This window comes from Halorussus sp. MSC15.2 (genome assembly GCF_010747475.1).
Classification (GTDB): Archaea; Halobacteriota; Halobacteria; order Halobacteriales; family Haladaptataceae; genus Halorussus.
Genome location: NZ_VSLZ01000001.1, coordinates 39811 through 59924 on the forward strand (window position 1 = coordinate 39811; position 20114 = coordinate 59924).

The following is a 20114-nucleotide window of genomic DNA, read 5'->3' on the forward strand; positions in this document are numbered from 1 at the left end:
CCGCCACGTCGGGGTCGTCTCGCCCGTGTCCGAGTCCGCCGACTCCACCGGCCGAACCCTCACGAGGTGTAGACCGGAAAGACGCTGAACAGGACGTACGAGGCCGTCCCGGAGAGCGATGGCGTGAGAATCCAGAGGAAGACGACCCGGGCAGTCGCCGCAGGGTCGAACAGGTCGCTGGCGTTCACTTCGCCGAGGTCCTCACCGATAGGGACGACTTCATCCGACTGGTCGCTCGTCGCAGACTGTCCCGCGGTCCGGCCTCGGTCCTCGTCGGGGACTGGCCGACCGCTCCCGTTCGTCATCGGTCCCGGAGCGTCTCCGTCAGTGCCCTCCCCGGCCACGGCCGCCTCCGCGGCGTCCGCGACGGTGGTGGACCGCGACGCCCGACCCCATCCGAGACCGACGATGCTCATCGTCGCGCTCACGGCGAGACTCGCGGGAATATCGATATACGAGAGGAACCCGATGAGGCTGGCGCTGACGGTTTCGACGACGAGCGCGGCCAGCAGGGGCAGGTCGGTGAGGTCGTTGCCGACGGTGTCGAGAGTCCGGCGCGCGATGGTGAACGAACCGACCGTGAGCGCACTCGCACCGATAGCGACGTACAGGAGAAGTCCGTCACCGAACGTCCGCGCACCGTACAGCGGCGCGACGGCGTTCGCCACGTTGCTCGCGCCCGCCGAGAACGCCATGTAACACCCGATGACGACGACGAGGCCGTTCCCGAGCAGTTCGCGGCGGTCGTCCCGTCCGCCGCTCCGACGGGGACCGACCCGACCGAGAGTTCCCGCCAGTCGAGGATAGGTCCCGACGACCGCTCGATTCGGAATCTGGCCGCGAGATGCGGGTAGAGGTACCGGCCTACGACCGCGCAGGCCCAGAACGCGACGACCGGCGACAGGAGCCACCACGATAGTATCTCCCCGATTTTCTCCCAATCGAGGAAGTTCCCGGCTACACCCATCCCCGCGATGGCCCCGACGGCTGTCATCGAGGTGGAGGCGGGCACGCCGAACAGGTTCGAGACGAGCAGGGCGACTCCCACGAAGAATAACACGACGATTCCCGCGACGAGGTTGAAGTGGCTCGCCGCGACGATTCGGCCGCCCATCGTCTGGATGACGCCCCGCCCGAGGGTGGCCCCGCCGAGGAAGGCGCACCCCGACATCAGGGCGGCAGCCCCGAGTTTCGAGAGGACGCCGCTCCCGACCGCGGGACCGAACGCGACCCCGGTCGAGGAACCGCCGATGTTGAACCCGACGAACACGGCGACCGCGACGCCGGCGAGGAGGAGGACACTGGCCACGGCTCAATAGACGACGAACTGACAGTTAAAATTTGTAGATATCGAACCACGAATCCGCACCGCTGGCGTCGCATGGCGACCGATTCCGGGAGACGACTGACGGTACCGGAGACGACGAACGATACCCGAGACCACGGACGCGCCGACGGTCACCGCTCCGGACCGAGTTCTGGCAAAAGGTACAGGGTGAGAAAGGGTTATCCCCGCGGCACGAGTTTCGGTACGCATGAAAGTACTCGTGACGGACCCCATCGCAGACGCAGGTTTAGACCGACTCCGTGAGGCGGGTCACGAAGTCGAAACCGCGTACGACGTGGAAGGCGACGCGCTGCTGTCGGCCGTCTCGGACGCGAACGGTCTCATCGTTCGCTCGGGAACCGACGTGACCGAGGAGGTCTTCGACGCCGCCCCGGACCTCGTCATCGTCGGGCGCGCCGGTATCGGCGTGGACAACATCGACATCGACGCCGCGACCGAACACGGCGTCATCGTCGCCAACGCGCCGGAGGGCAATGTCCGGGCCGCGGCCGAACACACGGTCGCGATGGCGTTCGCCTCGGCGCGCTCGATTCCGCAGGCCCACATCCGACTCAAGGACGGCGAGTGGGCGAAGGGCGACTACCTCGGCACCGAGGTCAACGGCAAGGCGCTCGGCGTCGTCGGTCTCGGCCGCGTCGGTCAAGAGGTCGCCAAGAAACTCGACTCGCTCGGCATGGACCTCGTGGCCTACGACCCCTACATCAGCGAGGACCGCGCCAAGCAACTCGGCGCGGAACTCGTCGACCTCGACGAGTGTCTCGACCGGGCGGACTTCCTCACGGTCCACACGCCGCTGACGCCCGAGACAGAGGGTCTTATCTCCGACGAGGAACTCGCCCAACTCGAAGGCGGCTATCTGGTCAACTGCGCGCGCGGCGGCGTCGTGGACGAAGACGCGCTCGCGGAGGCAGTCGAGGACGGCGTCCTCGCGGGTGCGGCGGTGGACGTGTTCGCCGACGAACCCATCTCCCCCGACAACCCTCTGCTGGACGTGGAGGACGTGGTGGTCACGCCCCACCTCGGAGCCAGTACCGAGGCCGCACAGGAGAACGTCGCCACCAGCACCGCCGACCAAGTGGTCGCGGCGTTCGCCGAGGAACCGGTCGTCAACGCTCTGAACGCGCCGTCCATCGACGAGAGCGCGTTCCCCCGCGTCGAACCGTACATCGGTCTCGCCGAGACCGCGGGCAAAATCGCCACGCAACTGCTCGACCAGCGCATCGACTCCATCGAGGTCCACTACGAGGGCGACATCGCCGAGGAGGACGTGGAACTCGTCACCGCGAGCGCCCAGAAGGGCGTCTTCCAACCGCTGGAGTGGCAGGTCAACGCGGTCAACGCGCCCCAGATAGCCGAGGAGCGCGGCGTCGAAGTGACCGAGAGCAAGACCCGCCAGACCGAGGACTTCCAGAGCCTCGTCCGCGTGACGGTCTCGGGCGACGACGAGTCGATTAGCGTCGAAGGGACGCTGTTCGCCGACGACGACCCGCGCATCGTCCGCGTGGACGACTACCGAGTGGACGCCATCCCGCACGGACACATGCTCGTCGCCCGGAACAAGGACGAACCGGGCGTCATCGGGTTCATCGGCACCGTGCTCGGCGACCACGAGGTCAACATCGCGGGGATGTTCAACGCCCGCGAGGCCATCGGCGGCGAGGCGCTGACGGTGTACACCCTCGACGCGCAGGTCCCCGACGACGCCAAGGAAGTGCTGGAGAACGACGACCGCATCATCGAAGCGCGGTACATCGAACTGAACGGCGCGGAGTAGACTCCTTCGACGCGATTTTCTGGCCGAGTGCCGCTCGACAACCACCGCCTATTAGTGTCGTCGCTGGGACTCTCGCCCGTGAGACATCTCGGACTCAAGGCACGAATGGCGGTCGTCGGGTCGATGCTGTTCGCGTTCTACGCGGTGGCCGCCGTCGCGGCGATGGGCGTGTTCGGCTTCCCGCCGATACTCGTCGTACTGGGGAGCGTCGCGTTCGTCGGCGTGCAGTACAAAATCGGCAAGTGGGCCGCGCTCAGGAGCGTCGGCGCGGAGGACATGCCCGAGGACCGCTTCCCGGACATCCACCGACAGGTCGAATCGCTGTCGAAGGAGATGGGCATCGACAAGCCTCGGTTGATGGTCGCCAGCATGGGCGTGCCCAACGCGTTCGCGGTCGGGCGCAAGGGCGACGGGACCGTCGTCGTCTCGGAGGAACTCCTCCAACTGCTCTCCCCCGAGGAGGTCGAGGGCGTCCTCGCGCACGAACTCGCCCACATTCGGAACCGCGACGTGGTGATGATGGTCCTCGGACAGGGCGTCGCCTCCATCGTGGCCATCGTCGCCCAGTGGGCGGTCCTGCTGACCGGCGACAACGACCTCGCGGACTTCTTCCTCGCCATCGTCGTGGGCCAGATAACTCAGATGCTCGTGATGGTGTTCGTGTTCGCCATCTCGCGCTACCGCGAGTACGTCGCCGACCGAGACGCCGCCGACGAAATCGGCGGCGGGGAACCGCTCGCCTCCGCACTGGAGAAGATTAGCCGCGGGAGCGAGCGCGGCGGGGAGTCGAAACTGGACTCCGACGTCAGTGCGCTCTGTATCTTCGGCGACGGGACGGGCTTGGCGCGACTGTTCGCCACCCACCCGCCGGTCGAGAAGCGAATCGAGCGCCTGCGCAACTGATGGGACCGCGTCCAATGGAGCGATACGACTGATGGACTTCCGAACCCTGCTCGCGGCCGTCCTCGGCGTGGGTCTCGGCGTCTTCTTCGTCGCGTACCCCGAGGCGGTCGTCCGCGCGCACACCGCAGGTCGAGGACCGACCGGTCGGGGCGGCGAGTACGGCGGCGACGAATCACCGTCGGACCGCTGGCGGCGACTGGTCCGACTCGTCGGCGTCGCGGCTATCGCGCTCGGTCTCTACTTCGGGGCGAGCGCGCTCACGTAGCAGCCGGTGGTTATTTCCGTCTTCTTTGCGACTAGTCAGCACAGTAACTCCCATGAGCCTCTTCCGCGACCTCGGCAAGCGAGCCGAGAAACTCAAACAGCAGGTGGCCGCGTCGGACGAGAAGACGTATCGGTGCGCCGACTGCGGGACCGAGATACACACCGACGGCGAGGCGTGTCCCGACTGCGGCGGCGACGACGTGCGACGGGTTCAGTGAGTCGGTCGCTCTACCGACGACCGCGGCTTCGTAGTCGCAACACCGACGTTCGGACGGAACACTGTTCTCGGGAAACGCCTCTCGGGCAGTCACTGCCCAGCCAGTTCCCAATGCGTCTGCCGGAAAAGCCGAACTGAAATACCTCGGCCCCGTCGCTCCGAAAGTGTCCCACGGCCACGCAGACGAATCGGACGCCGACGAACCGGAGGAGCGCCTGCTGACCGGCTACTCCGGCCGCCTCCTGCTGGCCGTCTCGCTCGGGTGGGCCGCCATCCAGACCGGGCGACTCGTCCTCTCGCCGCTCCTGCCGACCGTGATGGACGACCTCGCCATCACCGAGTTTCAGGCGGGACTGGCCTTCACCCTCCTCTGGGGTCTCTACGCGCTCTGTCAGTACCCCAGCGGTCGGCTCTCGGACAACCTGACCCGCAAGAGCCTGCTCGTCGCCGGACTCTCGCTGGTCGTCGCCGGATTCGCGGCGTTAGCGAGCGCGCCGAACTACCTGCTGTTCCTGCTCGGGGCCGCCGTCGTCGGGACGGGCGCGGGCCTCTACCCGACCCCGGCGCGGGCGCTGGTCTCTGACCTGTTCGTCGAGCGCCGCGGGCAGGCGTTCGGACTCCACACCGCCTCGGGCGACGTCGGCGGTGCCGCGGCCGCCGGACTCGCGGTCGCGGTCCTCGCGGTCGCCGGGTGGCGGTCGGCCTACGTCCCCGTCGTGGTGGTCCTCGCGGGCGTGGCGCTCGCGCTCCACGTCTGGGGCCGCGAGGCGTACGTCACCCCGGACGTGGACCGCGCGGCCGTCGCCGCCGGACTCGCCGACGCCCGAGCGACCGCGGTGCGACTCTGGCGGAACTCTCGGATGCGGTGGCTCCTGCTCGCCTACGCGCTGTACGCCTTCACGTGGCAGAGCGCCGCCGGGTTCCTGCCGACGTTCCTCCGGGTCTCGAAGGAGTTCCCGGCTGGACTGGCCAGCGGCGGGTTCGCGGTCCTGTTTCTGGTCGGCGCGGTCGTCAAACCGCTCTCCGGGTCGCTCGGCGACCGATTCCCCCGGGCCGGAGTTGCCGCGGGGGCGATGGTGGTCGCGGCGGTGGCGCTCGCCGGACTGCTGGCGGCCTCCGGGACCCTCGCGGTCGGACTCGCCGTCGTCGCGTTCGCAGGGGGCCTCATGGCCTACCCGCCGGTGATGCAGGCGCTGTTGATGGACACGTTCCCCGATGGGAGCATGGGCGGCGACCTCGGCGCGACCCGGACCGTCTACATCGGTCTCGGGAGTCTCGGGCCGAGTTACGTAGGGTTCGTGGCGGGCCGAGTCTCCTACGACGCGGCGTTCGCGGGATTGCTCGCGTGTCTGCTCGTGAGCGCGGCGATAGTCGTCCGGTTAGCGCGCACGGAGTAGCCCCTGAGTCGTCTCCCGTGCCGGACGTGACCGCGGAACACTACTCGACCGGCGCGGGCGGAATTTCGACGCCGCGAATCTCGAACCGCGCACCGCCGTCCTCGCTCTCGGTCGTGCGAACCTCCCAGCCGTGTCGCTCGGCGATGTCGCCGACCACGGCCAGTCCGACGCCGGTCCCGTCCGCCGTCGTGGTGTACCCCCGTTCGAACACCCGCCCGCGTTCGTCCTCGGGGATTCCCGGTCCGTCGTCTTCGACGTAGAATCCCCCGTCGAGCGACCCGACCCGGACGGTCACGTCGGAACGACCGTGTTCGACGGCGTTATCGTCCTGTGGACGATGCCCGTGGAGCCGTGCTCCACGGCGTTCCGGAACAGGTTCTCGAACGCGCTCGTCAGTTGCCCCTCGTCGGCGAGCACGCGACGGTCGGTCCCGTCGAACGTTATCTCCGCGCCCTCGGTTTCGACGTTTCGCCACGCGTCCTCGGCGACTCGCCGGAGGCGGAGACTGTCGCAGGTCGTCGTCCTCTCGCCCTTCGCGACGGCGAGGACCTCTTCGATGATGTCGTCGATGCGCTCGTGGGCCGAGTCCACTTTGGTGAGACGCTCGGCGACGGCGTCGGCGTCGTTCGCGTCGCGGGCGAGTTGGAGGTTGCCCTGCGCGACGTTGAGCGGATTGCGGAGGTCGTGTGCGATGGTGTGTCCGACCTGTTCGAGTTGCTCGTTCTGGCGTTCGAGGTGTCGCTCGTGGCGCTTGAGGCGGGTCACGTCGCGGAGGAACACCGTCGTTCCCCGGACTGAGTCGTTCGACAACGACGAGAACTGCACGTCGAAGTACCTGCGCTCGCCGTCGTCCTCGACGACGACCTCCGTGCCGGACTCGCCGTCGTCGTAGCGTTCGACGAGTTCCGTGTGTTCGCCGCAGGCGTCGGCTATCGGTCGGCCGACGAACGTGTCGGCGGTACCCCATCCGAACAGGTCGCGGGACGCGGGGTTGGCGTCCACGATTCGGTCGTCGCCGTCGAGGACGAGGACGGGGTCGTCCGTCTCCTCGAACACCGTCGCTCGGCCGACGGGAACCGCGTCGAGGAAGTCGTACTCCGCTATCGCGTACCCGAACGCCAGCCCCGACACCGCGACGAACACCTCCGGTTCGACCGTCGTCAGTCCGGTGTAGAAAAGGAAGGAGGCGAGCCAGGGTACCGTGGTCCCCGTGAGGACCGCGAGCGTCTGGCGGCGATACAGTCTGTGGGACCGGACTAATCCGTGGAACAGCAGGACCGTGCCGACCCCGTTTACGAGATTCGAGTACGTCCAACTCAGCCAGAACACCGGCCCGAAGCTTCGGCGAACGATGACGATTCCGCCCACGGTGACGATATCGCTCGACGTTCGAACGAGGTGGTGGTACTGGTTCGTCCACGAGAGCGCTACCGTCGCTATCATCGGAACGGCGAGAATTGAGAGCGTCCGTCGGTTCGCCCACCGTTCTCGCCCGGTGTACTCGCAGGCGAAAGCGAACCACGCGAGCGGGACGACGGCGAGACCGACGTACTGCACGTTCACCCAGAACAATTTCCCGGACAGCGTCACACTCGCGGCTTGCAGGGCGTTCCCTGCGGTCCAGAGTGACGCGGCCCCGGTGAACACCGCGACCGGGACCGCTCCCGCCGTCTGCCGTCGCTGCCACGCGAACGCGGCGACGCTGGCGGTGATGACCGCGGCGAGTGCCGACAGCACTACCGAGATTGTGATTTGCATAGTACTCGGAAACAGCGTACACATGCGAACCACTCTACATAAACGCTCGCACGGGATTATCACGGGTTGAATTAACTAGCTTTGAGCCTGCTATCTTACGATAACTGATTTATACCGCTAGTGTAAGAATTAAGTAAATTAAAAACGACTGCGGTGTATTCGTTCGAGCAGACGAACGACGTTATCTGAGCCAATCCCGCAGTCGCGCCACCAGCGTCGGTCCCTGCTTCCGACCGGTCCACTCGAAGTCGTCGGCGTCGTCGGCTTTCGCGTCGGCGATTCGTTCGCGGTAGGATTCGGTCCGGGCCTCCAGAATCCGCTCGTTACGAGCGACGACCGCGTCGAGTCGGGACTCGGTTCGACGGAGTCGCCGCTCGAGCGTCTCCACTTCGTCGGCGAGTCGCGCACGTTCGGCCAGCAGGTCCTCGTACTCGCTCTCGGACGGTCGCCGGTCGGGGTCGTGAGTGCGTTCGGGGGTCTCGATACTCACGCAACTACAGACGGAGTCGAGAACCAAAAAGTCGCGTCAGACGAGGGTGTGACGTGTCTGACGGGCGAACGACGGCGTTTCGACTGGAGGTTACTCCCGCGACTCGCCGAGGTGGTCGAGTACGCCGTCGGTGTCTGCCGGGACGGGTTCGGGTTCGGCCCCCGCGGCCGCCGCGGCGTCGGGGTCCTTCAGCAGGTGCCCCGTGGTCAGGCAGACGACCTGTTCGTCGGCCGCGATTTCGCCCGACGCCCGGAGTTTTCGGAGGCCCGCCACGGACGCCGCGCTCGCGGGTTCGACACCGACGCCGTCGCGGGCGAGCGAGCGCTGGGCGTCGGTAATCTCCTCGTCGGAGACCGCGACCGCGGTGCCGCCGGTCTCGCGGATTCCGGGGAGCGCCTTCGGCGCGTTGACCGGATTCCCGATGCGGATGGCGGTCGCGCGGGTCTCGACGTCTTCCCAGCGCCGGACCTCGTCGTTGCCCTCCTCGATGGCCTCGACCATCGGGGCCGCGCCCTCGGCCTGCACGCCGGTCAGGGCCGGGACTTCCTCGGGGGTGAGCGACCCGGCCGCAACCTGTTCGCGGAACGCCTTGTAGAGGGCCGCGGTGTTGCCCGCGTTCCCGACCGGCAGGACGATGCGGTCGGGCAGGTCGCCGGTCTGGTCGCGGAACTGTTCCAGCATTTCGAGACCGATTGTCTTCTGGCCCTCGAGTCGGAAGGGGTTGAGCGAGTTCAGCAAGTAGGCCTCGCCGCGGTCGGCGAGGTCCGAGACGATGTCGAGGCACGCGTCGAAGTTGCCGTCCACCTCCAGAATCCGCGCGCCGTGAAGGCTGGCCTGCGCGACCTTCCCGGCCGCGACCTTCCCCGCCGGGAGGAGGACGAGAACCTGCGTGTCGGCCCGCGCGCCGTAGCACGCCAGCGCCGCGCTCGTGTTGCCAGTGGACGCGCACGCGAGTCGGCCCACGCCGAGTTCCTCGGCCACGCGGACGCCGACGGTCATGCCGCGGTCCTTGAAACTCCCGGTCGGGTTCATCCCTTCGTGCTTGACCCGGAGGTCCGCGACGCCCGTCTCGTCCTCGATGGTCGGGACCTCGTAGAGCGGCGTGTCGCCCTCCTCGATGCTCACGCCGGAGGCGAACGGGAGCGCGTCGGCGTACCGCCAGACGCCGCGCTCGGTCGAGTCGGCGAAGTCGTCGAGCGAGGGGTGGTCGGCGTACCGGACCTCCAGCAGACTGTCGCAGTCGGGGCACCGGTACCGGACCTCCTCGAACGGCGCGCCGGTCCAGTCGCAGTCGATACAGGCCAACCAGACGCCGTCGTCGGCTACGTCCGGTGCGGACTCGACTCCGGCGTCGGCCAACGTCAGGTCGGTCATTGGCGATTGGAAGGCGACCGACGGGGAAAAAGGGGCCGGTCGGCGGCAGATTTGTCCCGGACGCGGAGACGCGCGGCCTCCGGGTATCACACCTGCCAGCACCTTCTACTCGACCTCGGCTGTGCGACGGGACTGCACGTCCACCCAACGGGGATGTTGTCCGTGGGAGACGTTCAGAGTATGGCTTCGGAAACCAGCACGGCGGTCGGAACGCCAGTCGAACAGTTCGCGTGGAAGGGCGGCGCACTCGCCGGATTTCTCGGCGGCATCGTCATGGGTGCGATGCTCACGATGCAGATGCGACCCGTCATCGAAGTCGCCATCCCCTCGATGTACGGGCTGGCGGGTCTCCCGGCGGGATGGCTCGTCCACCTCTTCCACTCGGTGGCCCTCGGAATCGTGTTCGCGGCCGTCGTCGGAGCGTTGCCGACCACCGTGAACTCGACGGGCAAGAGCGCCGCCCTCGGCGTCGGCTACGGCGTCGTCCTGTGGGTCGTTCTCGCCGCGGTCGTCATGCCCGTCTGGCTCGGCGCGGTCGGCTTTCCGAAGGCACCGCCGCTCCCCAACTTCAATCCCACGAGTCTCGTCGGCCACGTCGTCTACGGGCTTGTTCTCGGTGCGGCGTTCCCCTCCCTCCGCGATTCGTAGGCGGACGGCCCTCGTAGCACGTCGGTTCGGGTGTCGCCGTCAGGGTTCCAGCACCAGTTCCTCACCGTCGGTCTCGAATCGGGTCCCGAACCCGGCCGACAGTTCACGCATCCGTTTCCTGCTCCACGCGGCCGCTTCCGCGCTCGCCTCGTGGACCGCGAAGTCGTCGATTTCCGTCGGCAAGAGCCGCAGTTCGGAAATTTCCCCGTCTTCGACTCGGACCTCGAAGAGGAAACTCCGGTCGTTCCGGAGGTCCGAATCGACCGCGTAGTCGTCCACGAAGTCGCCGCAGTCGTAGAGGACGGGCGTCCCGTCGTGGACCTCGACCGCCTGAAAGACGTGGGCGCTGTGGCCGTGGACTAAATCCACCCCGCGCTCGGCCAGCCACCGACCGAACCGCCGGAAGTGGTCGGGCGGTTCTTCGACCATGTTCGGTCCCCAGTGGAGCGCCACCACCAGTAAGTCTGGGTCGGTGCGCCGAGCGCGGGCCAGCATCTCCGCCATCGTCTCGCGCGCCTCGGTTTCGTCCGACAGGTCGAGGTACGCGGTGCCGGGACTGTCGGGTCCCGCGGCGAACTCGGGCGTGTTGTCGGTTGCCGAGACGAACGCGATTCGCATGTCGTCGGCGGCGGTGTCGTCCGAGTCGCCGACCTCGACCGTCGCCGGTGCGCGGGCCGCCTCGCGGTCCTCCCCCGCGCCGGAACGCGCGATGCCCGCCGAATCGAGGCGGTCGAGCGTGTCGAGCAGCGCGTTCTCGCCGAAGTCCAGCAGGTGGTTGTTGGCGAGATTCGCCCACTCGACGCCCGCTGCGTCGAGCGCGGACACCGCCCAGTCGGGGTCGGCCCGGAAGTGAAACGGCCGGTGTGTCCGGGTCCACCGTTCGCCGCGAGTCGAGAGGCAACACTCCAGATTGACGAAGAGCGCGTCGAGGGACCGCAGACGCTCGGTGAGGTCACCCCAGACCGCGCTCACTGGTCGATTCCGGCGACGTTGGGTCTCGTCTACCTTTCGACCGAGCATCACGTCGCCCGTGAATCCGAGTCGTGCCATCCGTTTCCACCCCTCCGTTTCACTTCGAGCGAGGTAGACAAAAGCGTACGCCCGATTCCGCCGGACGGCACCGTGACGAACCCGAGATATCGCTCGTTGCCCACCTGCAACGACGGGGTCGCCGGTGACGGACCCGGTCCTCCCGCCGAATTCTCGGATTGACGACGATACGGCGACCTGAGTGACTCACGCGACCGAACGTAGCGTACCGAATCGGCGCTAAACGTGCCCGTAACCGCTCGTACCGCCACGTAACCGAACGCTGTATCGGTGAACTGGAGCGAACGACCACCTCTGTTCTTGGTCTCCGCTCCCGAACGAAGAGACATGGCGCGACGCGAAACCGCGGTCGGCCGCGAGCGACCGTTCAGACGGCGATGGCTGGGCGGCGCGGTCGCCGGACTCGTCGCGGGCGTCGTCTTCGGTCTCTACCTCCAGTTCGTCGCGGGCGTCTTGCCCGCGACCGGCGGGTCCGGCGGGACCGAGACGCTGGCATCCGACTGGGCGGTTCACCTGTTCCACAGCGTCGTGTTCGCGCTCGTCTACGCCGGTCTGACCAGCTGGCCCCGCGTCCAAGCCTCCGCCGACCGCCCCGCGACGGGCGCGATACTCGGTGCGGGATACGGGGTAGTCGTCTGGACGGTAGCGGTCGCGGTCGCGTTCGCGTTTTGGGCCGTGGCCAACGGGGTGTGGGTCCTGCCGATTCCGAGTCCGAGTTGGGTCAGCCTCGCGGGTCACGTCCTCTACGGCGCGGTTCTGGGCGTCGGGTTCGCCGTCGTCAGGTCCCGACCGACCTGATTCGCGTCCGGCCGCGACGGACCCACAGTCGGCGGTCAACCGACGTTATTCGTTCGTACTCGTGTCGTCGATGCTGGAGTCGCCCGTGCTTCCGCCTGCTTGGGACGCCTCGTTGTGCATCTGCTCGATGGCCTTTTCGAGCTGTGGGTTCCCGCCGCCGGGTTGCGTGCCGAACGAGAACTCGCCCTTGCCGTCGATGGACACTCCTTCGGTCCACCGCTCGTGGGGGTTCTCGCGCTCCTCGCGGAACGTGGACATGAACTCGTAGTTGAAGTCCTGATTCTCCTTCTCCTGCGGGAAGCTGGCGGGGACCGGAAGCGTCTCGCCCAACTCTTCGAGGACCGCGTGCCACTGGTTCTGGTGCATCGTGTCGCGGGCGATGAGGTACGCGAGCATGTCCTTCATGCCGGGGTCGTCGGTCATCTCGTACAGCCGCGTCGCCAGCAGTCGCCCGGTGGACTCGGCCATGATGTTCGCGTACATGTCCGCCGCGAGGTTCCCGCTGGCGACGATGAAGTTCCCGCTGAAGGGGTTGCCGTTGGCATCCACGGGCATCGCGTGGAGTCCGGCCGACAGCGCCTGTCGCGGCTGACCGCCGCTCATCATCGCGTCGATGACGGCGTCGTTCTCGCGGGCCTCCCGGCGCATCTCCTCGGGCGCGCCCTGCAGGTTCTTCGAGACGGCGGTCGCCAGCATCTCGATGTGGCCCAACTCCTCGGCGGCGGTCTCCATCAGCAGGTTGCGGTACTCCTGTCTCTCCTTCGGCTGTCCGAACGCTTGGAACATGTACTGGAGCGCGACGCGCATCTCCCCCTCGACGCCGCCGATGGCCTCCTGCAACATCTTGGCGAACTGCGGGTCCGGCTCTTCGACTTCGACTTCGTACTGGAGTTCGTTGTCGTGGTAAAACACTGTAATTCCCCCGCCGTAATCAACCACGACGACGCCATAATCTGTTTTGGCTGTTGACATTCATATCCTGCTAGTTGAATGTTCAGTTAGGTTCCGTCGAGGGTCGTAGTCCGAGTTCCGACCCCCGCGCCGGAAGGTGAAAGTTGATAACAGGGGACTCGAAATCCGGCGCTATGTACTCTTGGCAGGCGACGTGGACGCCCGACGGCGATTCGCCGGCGGACCGCCGCGTCCGATTCGAAGCCGACTACGACCGACTCGCGGACGCCGACGTTCTCACGAACGCGTACCGCGCGACGCGGCGGCAGAAAGTCATCGACGAGTACGCACTTGCTAGATACTGGGACCTCACCGACCTCACGGGGACCTACGCTAAAATCGAGGACACGCTGGGAGAACAGACGTACCCGGAGTTGACGGCGTGGTTAGAGCGACGCCCCGAAGTCGTCGCCGTCCGCCCGCGGACTCCCGTCGTGGACGTGCTGCTCGACTCGACGGACGACGGCCACGAACTCGAACGGGCGCTACGGGATTGGCTCGACGCCGACATTTCGGCGACTGTCGAACGCACGACGACGCGGAAACCGGGCACGAACGGTAGCGTCGGACAGGTTGCCCGCCTCCAACTCCGGACGCAGTTCCACCTCGACGGGACCGTCGAACGCCACGCGGCAGACTAGCGGTGCGTCGTAGCAGGAGTGAGACGACGGCGAGAACGTCCCGCTTTCGATTCCCTGTCCCTCAGTGCGCGCCGAGAAGATGGGTCAACAGCGCCTTCTGGGTGTGCATCCGGTTCTCGGCCTGTTGCCAGACCACCGCCCGGTCGCTCTCCAGCACGTCGCCGGTAATCTCCTCGCCGCGGTGGGCGGGCAGACAGTGCATCACGTCGGCCTCCGGCGCGGCCGCGAGCAGGTCGTCGTTCACCTGAAAGCCGTCGAAGTCGCCGAGTTTCTCCTCGCGCTCGTCCTCTTCACCCATGCTGACCCACACGTCGGTGTACACCACGTCCGCGCCCTCGACGGCGGTCTCGGGGTCGTGGACGACCTCGGGTGCAGAACCGCGCTCGTCGGCGCGCTCCAGCACGCCGTCGTCCGGTTCGTACCCCTCCGGGGTCGCCATCGTCAAGTCGAGTCCGGCCATCGCGGCCCCGATGGCGAACGACTGGGCGACGTTGTTACCGTCGCCGACCCACGCGACGTCCACGCCCTCGAACCCGTCGAACCGCTCGTAGACGGTGAAGAGGTCTGCGAGGGTCTGACACGGGTGGGCGTCGTCCGAGAGTCCGTTTATCACCGGGACGGTGGCGTGGGTGGCCATCGATTCGAGCGCCCCGTGGTCGAACACGCGCGCCATCACCGCATCGACGTAGCGCGAGAGCGCGCGGGCGGTGTCGGCGACGGGTTCGCCGTGGTCGAGGTGCGTCGTGTCCGGCCCGAGGTAGACGGCGTGGCCGCCCAACTGGGTCATCCCCGTCTCGAACGAAACCCGCGTCCGGGTGCTAGGCTTCTCGAACAGCATGGCGAGCGTCTGGTTCGGCAGGAGCGCGTGGGGTTCGCCCTCTCGGTGGGCCGCCTTGAGGTCCGCGGCGGTCGAGAACACGTCGGCGAGGTCGTCGTCCGCGAGGTCGTCTACGTCGAGGACGTGGCTGACTGGCGATTCGGCGGTCGGGGTCGTCGTGGATTCGGTCGCGTAGTTGCTCATGGTTCGGCGAGGTCCTCGGAGACGGCGTTCAGGACCGCGATGGAGCGGTCGAACTCTCCGAGGTCGAGGTGTTCGTTCGGCGCGTGGTCGAGGTCTGAGTCGCCGGGACCGTAGGTCGCCATCGGGCAGTCCCACGCTCCGGCGTAGAGGTTCATGTCGCTGGTTCCGGTTTTGCGGAGGAGTCGAGGGTCGCCCCCGACTCGTCGAATCGCGGCCCGGAACGCTCGCGCCACCTCGCTTCGGGGCGTCTCCATCACGGGCGGAATCGGCTCCCGCCAGTCGATGGCCCCCTCGTCCAGTTCGGCTTCGACCGTCTCCCGAATCTGCGCCGCCGTCGCGCCCGGCGGAATCCGGAACTGCACCTCGGCGCTGGCTTCCACCGAGAGACCGTCGGCCGCAGTGCCGCCAGCGAACTCGACCGGCTTGGCGGTGACCTGCTCGAAGACGGGAGTCTCGTCTTCCCCGTCCTCGGCGTCCCCGCGTTCTTCACCGTCTACGGTCTCGCCGCTTCCCTCGGCGAACGCGTCCTCGACCGACCGCCACCAGTCCATCGCCGCCTGTATCGCGTTGGGGTCGGGCCGGGAGGTGTGGGCCGAGTCCGTCTCGACCGCGTACTCCCCGGCCAGAAACCCCCGGTAGCCGAGCGTCACGCCGTCCCAACCCGAGGGTTCGCCGTTGACCACGGCGTCGGGGGAGTCGCGGTCCTCGACGAGGTGGCGCGCGCCCCGCGAGTCGGTCTCCTCGCCGACCACGCCGACGAAACTGACGCCCGTCTCGACCGCCGCCGCGGCCATCGCCGCGAGGGGACCCGTGGCGTCCACGCTCCCGCGGCCCCACAGCGTCTCCGTGCCGTCGCCGGATTCGGTGCGGACCGGAATATCGCCGGGCACCGTGTCGATGTGCGAAGTCAGCAGGACCGAGTCGTCGGCGGGCGCGCGGACGTTGCCGACCTCGTCCAGCCAGACCTCCCGGCCGCGCTCCTCGAAGAACGCCGCGAGGCGCTCGGCGCACTCCCGTTCCTCGCCCGAGGGTGAGGGGATGGACACGAGGTCCGCGAGGAGTTCGCGGGCCGCCTCGTCGCTCACGCCCGCGTCGGCGCTCGCGCTCACGGCGACACCTCCGCGAGGACGCTCTCCAGCGCCGCGACCACTTCGTCGGCGTGGCTCTCGTCGACGGTTAGTGGCGGGAGCAGGCGCACCACGGTCCGGCCCGCGGGGAGCGCCAGAATCCCGTGGTCCATCGCCAGATGCTTCAGCAGGCGGTTCGCGCCGCGCTTCACCTCCGCGCCGAGGAGGAGTCCCTCGCCGCGGACCGTGCGAATCGGTAGCTCGGAACCCCCCAGTTTCGACTGGAGATGGTTTCCGACCTCTGCGGCGTTCGCTGCGAGGTCCTCCTCGGCGACGACCGAGAGGGTGGCCTCCGCGGCCGCGCTGACCACTGGACCGCCCGAGAACGTCGAACCGTGCGGTCCGGCGTTCTCGGCTATCCAGTCGGCGCAGAGCGTCGCGCCGACCGGGAGACCGCCGCCGAGTCCCTTCGCCGAGGTGAGCACGTCGGGCACGACGCCGCGCTTTTCGCAGGCCCAGAGCGCGCCGGTCCGGCCCAGTCCGGTCTGAATCTCGTCCAGAATCAGGGCCGACCCGGTCTCCTCGGTCACCTCGCGGGCGGCCTGCAGGTAGCCCTCGGGCGCGGGGTTCACGCCGCCCTCGCCCTGAATCGGTTCCAGCAGGACCGCGGCCGTCTCCTCGTCCACGGCCTCCGCGAGGGCTTCCTCGTCGCCGTAGGGGACGAACTCGAAGTCCCCGGCGAGCGGTTCGAATGGCGTCTTGTACTTGGGTTTCCACGTCGCCGCGAGCGACCCCATCGTCCGGCCGTGGAAGCCGCGCTGGGCCGCGACGATTTTGGAGTCGCCGGTGGCGCTGCGGGCGAACTTGATGGCGGCCTCGTTTGCCTCGGTACCGGAGTTACAGAGCCAGACGTTCTCCAAGTCGCCGGGCGCGACCGCCGCCAGTTTGTCGTAGAGGCCGTCGCGGGCCGAGTTGGGATAGCTGGCCTGCACGAACGTCAGTTTCTCGACCTGCTCCTGCACCGCCGAGACGACCTCGGGGTGGCAGTGGCCGACCGCGGCGACGCCGTAACTCGCGCCGAAGTCGAGGTACTCGTTCCCCGACTCGTCGTAGAGGTGGACGCCGTCGCCCGACTCGATGCGAATCGGCTTCTCGGAGTAGACGAATCCGCCAGTCATCTGACCGCCTCCGATTCGAGTTCCACCATCATCTGACCGCCTCCGGTTGGAAATCGGTCCCGTGGCCGGTCCGGGCCGCGGTGATGGGGTCGCGGTTGTTCGCGTCCGCGACCGTCACCGAGGCCGCGCCGCCTTCGAGGGCTTCGACCGCCGCCATGACCTTCTTCGTCATGAACCCCTCCGCGGCGTCCTTGGCCGCGTCGAGTTCCGCGGGCGTCCCGACCGACTCGACCAGCGAGTCGGGGTCGTCGGGGTCCTCGTAGACCCCGGCCACGTCGGTCAGCACGACCAACTCGCCGCCTAGCGCGCCCGCAATCGCGGCGGCCGCGCGGTCGGCGTCGGCGTTGACCGGTGTGAACTCGGCGGCGCTCGTACCGCTCCCGCCGCCATGTGACTCCTCTGCGAGCATCGGTACCGTGACGACCGGGACGTAGCGTCCGGCCAGCAGGGTCGAGAGCAGGTCGTCGTTGACCGCCTCGATTTTGCCGGAGTGGTCACCGCGCTTTATCTTCTTGCGGCCGTCTTCGAGGACCTTGACCGCCGACTTGCGCGGGCCGGTCAGCAATTTTCCGTCCGCGCCCGAGAGACCGACCGCGTTCACGCCCTCGTTCTGGAGCGCCGCCACGAGGTCGGTGTTGAGTTTGCCCGGAAGCACCATCTCGAAGACCTCCATGGTCTTCTCGTCGGTGAAGCGACCGACGACCCCGCCGGGCGTCTCGACGTACTCCGGTTCCTCGCCCATCTGCTCCAGCGTGTCGTCTACCGCCGTGGAACCGCCGTGGACGACTACCACGTCCTCGCCGTTGGCGACGAGGTGCGCGACGTCCGCCAGCGCGCCTTCGGGGTCCACGGCGCGCGCGCCGCCGATTTTGACGACGACGGGCGGATTCTGCTCGTCCCCGCCGACCGTCCCGCCGTCGGTCCGCAGTCCGTCGTCGCCGAGGTCGTTGTCGATTAGCTCCTCGTGTGCCGCTTCGAGGTCCGATTCCGTGTAGTCGTCCGTCATGGGCTTCCCACCGGGTGGAGTCCCTGAAAGTCGAGTCCCGCGGTCTCTTCGAGACCGAGCGCGAGGTTGGCGGCGTGGACCGCCTGCCCGGCCGTGCCTTTCACCAGATTGTCGATGGCGCTGAACACGACGACGCGCTCGTTGGCGGGGTCCAACTCGAAGCCGACTTCGGCGTAGTTGGTCCCCGCGACGGCCTTGGGTTCGGGGTAGCGATAGACGCCCGACCCGCCGGACTGGAGGCGGACGAACGGTTCCTCGTCGTAGGCCTCGCGGAAGGCCGACCAGAGGTCGCCTTTCGAGACGGGCTGGTCCGGAAAGACGTGGCAGGTCGCGGCCGCGCCGCGGACCATGTCCACGGCGTGGGCCGAGAAGGACATGTCGGTGCCCAGTTCCTGCTCGATTTCGGCCTCGTGGCGGTGGCCGGTCGGCGCGTAGGGCCGGACGACACCCGAGCGCTCGGCGTGACTTCCGGCCTCGCTCGACGTCGCGCCGCCCTCTGAGGACCCGACCTTTACGTCGGCGACTATCTGCTCGTCCGCGCCACCGTCGAGAATCCCGGCCTCGAACAGCGGATAGAGGCCGAGAATCGTCGCGGTGGCGTTACAGCCGCCAGCGGCGATTAGGTCCGCGCCGGGCAACTCCTCGCGGTGGAGTTCCGGCAGGGCGTACACCGCCTCCTCCAGATACTCGGGCGCGTCGTGGCCGTCGTACCACTCGTCGTACTGCTCGGCGGTGTTCAGCCTGAAGTCGGCGCTCAGGTCCACCACGGTGTCGGCCGCGTCGTAGAACACGTCTATCTGGGCCATCGAGACGCCGTGGGGCGTCGCGGCGAACAGCACGTCCACCGAGTCGAGGTCGGCGGGGTCGGAGAACCGGAGGTCGGTCCCCCGGAGGTTCGGGTGGACCGACCCGACCGACTTGCCCGCGTACTCGCGGCTGGTCGCGCCCGCGAGGTCGAAGTTCGGGTGACCCGAGAGGATGCGGAGGAGTTCGCCGCCCGCGAACCCGCTCGCGCCGACGACGGTGGCGGTGAGACTCTCGCCGGTCGTGTCCTCCTCGCCTATCGCGGTCGTCGCTTCGTCGTCTGCCGCGGTACTCTCCTCGTCGTCGCCCGCCGTGGCCGTCCCGTTCGTGATGGGCATCAGGCGACCACCTCGTGTTTCGCGGCGGCCTTCGCTTCCAGCCAATCGACCACTTCGGCGGGCACGTCCACGTCGGCGGTGTCGTTCAGCGACTTGAACTCGACGGTGTGGTTGACCTCGTGGACGGTGTAGTTGGTCCCGTCGCCACCGACTTCCATCAGGTCCACGCCCAGCAAACCGCCGCCGACCGCGTCGCTGGCCTGCTGGACCAGCTTCTTCGCTTCGGCGTCGAGTTCGAACGCCTCGGTCTCGGCACCCTTCGCGGCGTTCGTGAGCCAGTGGTCCGACGAGCGCACCATCGCGGCGACGGGTTCGCCGTCCGTCGCGAGGACGCGAACGTCGCGGCCGGGCTTGTCCACGAACTCCTGCACGTAGAACACCTTGTGTTCGTAGTGGCCGAGCGTGGCCTTGTGTTCGAGAATCGCCTCCGCGGCGCTCCGGGAGTCGATTTTGGCCATCAGGCGACCCCACGACCCGACGACGGGCTTGAGGACGCAGGGGTAGCCGAACTCCTCGATGCTCTCCATCGCCGACTCCTTGGTGAACGCCACGTCGGTCGCGGGCGTGGGGACGCCGGCGCCGGCGAGCGCGAGGCTGTTCTGCACCTTGTCGGCGCAGGTGCGGGCGGTCTCCGCGGAGTTGACCACGGGCACGCCGTACGCCTCGCAGAACTTCGTGGCGTAGAGGCTCCTGCTCGTGGCGAGACACCGGTCCACCACGACGTCGAGGTCCGCGAAGATTTCGGGGGCCTCGTCCAGTCCGAACTGGAGGTCGCGCACGTCTATCTTGACCACGTCGTGGCCGCGCTCGCGGAGTTCCGACAGCAGCAGCTTCTCGTCTTTCCGAATCCGGGAGTAGAGTAGTCCAACCTGCAACTTACTCCCCCCAGTCCTCTTCGAGCTCCGGGGCTCGGTCGAGGACTGGCGGGTTTCGCTCGACGACTTCCAGTTCGGCACCGCAGGTCGTGCAATCGACTATCTCTCCCACTTCGGCGTCGTCGTGCAGGGTCACGTCGGCCCCGCACTGTACGCATTCGGTCATAGCAGTTCTTCCTAAATCGCTATTCCACTTAAAACCATCGAACGTG

The 20114-nt window shown here is 67.7% G+C and carries 21 protein-coding genes and 1 pseudogene; 8 read left to right on the top strand and 14 right to left on the bottom strand.

The window, feature by feature from the left end:
- Positions 1-59 precede the first annotated feature (59 nt).
- Positions 60-1309, bottom strand: a pseudogene (locus tag FXF75_RS00230) (inorganic phosphate transporter).
- A gap of 226 nt (positions 1310-1535) precedes the next feature.
- On the opposite strand from FXF75_RS00230, the gene serA reads away from it, so the two are divergent.
- The 5 genes from serA to FXF75_RS00250 all read left to right on the top strand — a co-directional run bounded on the left by serA (position 1536) and on the right by FXF75_RS00250 (position 5903).
- Positions 1536-3122, top strand: a complete 1587-nt coding sequence (gene serA, locus FXF75_RS00235) for a phosphoglycerate dehydrogenase (protein WP_163519577.1) — start codon at positions 1536-1538, stop codon at positions 3120-3122.
- Between the two features lie 78 nt (positions 3123-3200).
- A complete protein-coding gene (locus FXF75_RS00240; protein WP_163519578.1) occupies positions 3201-4025 on the top strand; it encodes a M48 family metallopeptidase in 825 nt (274 codons plus the stop codon).
- A 31-nt stretch (positions 4026-4056) separates the two neighbouring features.
- Positions 4057-4290, top strand: a complete 234-nt coding sequence (locus FXF75_RS00245) for a hypothetical protein (RefSeq protein ID WP_163519579.1) — start codon at positions 4057-4059, stop codon at positions 4288-4290.
- Positions 4291-4342: 52 nt separating this feature from the next.
- On the top strand, positions 4343-4507 hold the full coding sequence (locus FXF75_RS21920) for a zinc ribbon domain-containing protein (protein WP_205427105.1): 165 nt from the start codon (positions 4343-4345) through the stop codon (positions 4505-4507).
- Positions 4508-4670: 163 nt separating this feature from the next.
- Positions 4671-5903 carry an MFS transporter gene (locus FXF75_RS00250; RefSeq protein WP_163519580.1) on the top strand — a complete coding sequence of 411 codons (1233 nt, stop codon included), beginning with the start codon at positions 4671-4673 and terminating at the stop codon, positions 5901-5903.
- Positions 5904-5943: 40 nt separating this feature from the next.
- On the opposite strand, the gene FXF75_RS22325 is transcribed toward FXF75_RS00250, so the two are convergent.
- The 4 genes from FXF75_RS22325 to thrC form a co-directional block, all read right to left on the bottom strand.
- On the bottom strand, positions 5944-6198 hold the full coding sequence (locus tag FXF75_RS22325) for a HAMP domain-containing sensor histidine kinase (RefSeq protein WP_309221729.1): 255 nt from the start codon (positions 6196-6198) through the stop codon (positions 5944-5946).
- A complete protein-coding gene (locus FXF75_RS00255; RefSeq protein WP_240334469.1) occupies positions 6195-7661 on the bottom strand; it encodes a histidine kinase N-terminal 7TM domain-containing protein in 1467 nt (488 codons plus the stop codon). Before FXF75_RS00255 ends, FXF75_RS22325 begins: the two co-directional genes overlap by 4 nt.
- Positions 7662-7842: 181 nt before the next feature.
- The gene (locus FXF75_RS00260) at positions 7843-8151 is read right to left on the bottom strand and encodes a hypothetical protein (RefSeq protein ID WP_163519581.1); all 309 of its coding nucleotides are present in this window, start codon (positions 8149-8151) and stop codon (positions 7843-7845) included.
- A 90-nt stretch (positions 8152-8241) separates the two neighbouring features.
- Positions 8242-9525 (bottom strand): threonine synthase, encoded by a 1284-nt coding sequence (gene thrC, locus FXF75_RS00265; RefSeq protein ID WP_163519582.1) that lies wholly within the window; start codon positions 9523-9525, stop codon positions 8242-8244.
- Positions 9526-9705: 180 nt separating this feature from the next.
- Between thrC and FXF75_RS00270 the strand changes: the two genes are divergently transcribed.
- The gene (locus FXF75_RS00270) at positions 9706-10173 is read left to right on the top strand and encodes a DUF6789 family protein (RefSeq protein ID WP_163519583.1); all 468 of its coding nucleotides are present in this window, start codon (positions 9706-9708) and stop codon (positions 10171-10173) included.
- Between the two features lie 39 nt (positions 10174-10212).
- Here the strand turns inward: FXF75_RS00270 and FXF75_RS00275 are convergent, their stop codons facing one another.
- A complete protein-coding gene (locus FXF75_RS00275; protein WP_163519584.1) occupies positions 10213-11223 on the bottom strand; it encodes a CapA family protein in 1011 nt (336 codons plus the stop codon).
- Positions 11224-11550: 327 nt separating this feature from the next.
- Between FXF75_RS00275 and FXF75_RS00280 the strand changes: the two genes are divergently transcribed.
- Positions 11551-12021 (top strand): hypothetical protein, encoded by a 471-nt coding sequence (locus FXF75_RS00280; protein ID WP_163519585.1) that lies wholly within the window; start codon positions 11551-11553, stop codon positions 12019-12021.
- 45 nt (positions 12022-12066) lie between these two features.
- On the opposite strand, the gene FXF75_RS00285 is transcribed toward FXF75_RS00280, so the two are convergent.
- Positions 12067-12933 (bottom strand): manganese catalase family protein, encoded by an 867-nt coding sequence (locus FXF75_RS00285; RefSeq protein WP_163519586.1) that lies wholly within the window; start codon positions 12931-12933, stop codon positions 12067-12069.
- Between the two features lie 173 nt (positions 12934-13106).
- On the opposite strand from FXF75_RS00285, the gene FXF75_RS00290 reads away from it, so the two are divergent.
- Positions 13107-13613 (top strand): hypothetical protein, encoded by a 507-nt coding sequence (locus FXF75_RS00290; RefSeq protein ID WP_163519587.1) that lies wholly within the window; start codon positions 13107-13109, stop codon positions 13611-13613.
- A 61-nt stretch (positions 13614-13674) separates the two neighbouring features.
- Here FXF75_RS00290 and argF read toward each other — a convergent pair whose 3' ends face one another.
- Genes argF through lysW form a run of 7 tightly spaced genes read right to left on the bottom strand, consistent with a single transcriptional unit; the run spans position 13675 to position 20068 of the window.
- The gene (gene argF / locus FXF75_RS00295; protein ID WP_163519588.1) at positions 13675-14634 is read right to left on the bottom strand and encodes an ornithine carbamoyltransferase; all 960 of its coding nucleotides are present in this window, start codon (positions 14632-14634) and stop codon (positions 13675-13677) included.
- The gene (locus FXF75_RS00300; RefSeq protein WP_163519589.1) at positions 14631-15743 is read right to left on the bottom strand and encodes a [LysW]-lysine hydrolase; all 1113 of its coding nucleotides are present in this window, start codon (positions 15741-15743) and stop codon (positions 14631-14633) included. The genes argF and FXF75_RS00300 overlap by 4 nt, the downstream gene beginning before the upstream one ends.
- Positions 15740-16879 (bottom strand): aspartate aminotransferase family protein, encoded by a 1140-nt coding sequence (locus FXF75_RS22330; RefSeq protein ID WP_163519590.1) that lies wholly within the window; start codon positions 16877-16879, stop codon positions 15740-15742. Before FXF75_RS22330 ends, FXF75_RS00300 begins: the two co-directional genes overlap by 4 nt.
- 28 nt (positions 16880-16907) lie before the next feature.
- The gene (locus FXF75_RS00310) at positions 16908-17885 is read right to left on the bottom strand and encodes an acetylglutamate/acetylaminoadipate kinase (RefSeq protein WP_163519591.1); all 978 of its coding nucleotides are present in this window, start codon (positions 17883-17885) and stop codon (positions 16908-16910) included.
- A complete protein-coding gene (gene argC, locus FXF75_RS00315) occupies positions 17882-19021 on the bottom strand; it encodes an N-acetyl-gamma-glutamyl-phosphate reductase (protein ID WP_375335521.1) in 1140 nt (379 codons plus the stop codon). The genes FXF75_RS00310 and argC overlap by 4 nt, the downstream gene beginning before the upstream one ends.
- 5 nt (positions 19022-19026) lie before the next feature.
- Positions 19027-19902: a lysine biosynthesis protein LysX gene (lysX, locus tag FXF75_RS00320; protein WP_163519593.1), complete on the bottom strand. Its 876-nt coding sequence runs from the start codon at positions 19900-19902 to the stop codon at positions 19027-19029.
- Between the two features lies 1 nt (position 19903).
- Positions 19904-20068 carry a lysine biosynthesis protein LysW gene (lysW, locus tag FXF75_RS00325; protein ID WP_135823492.1) on the bottom strand — a complete coding sequence of 55 codons (165 nt, stop codon included), beginning with the start codon at positions 20066-20068 and terminating at the stop codon, positions 19904-19906.
- Between the last annotated feature and the right edge of the window lie 46 nt (positions 20069-20114).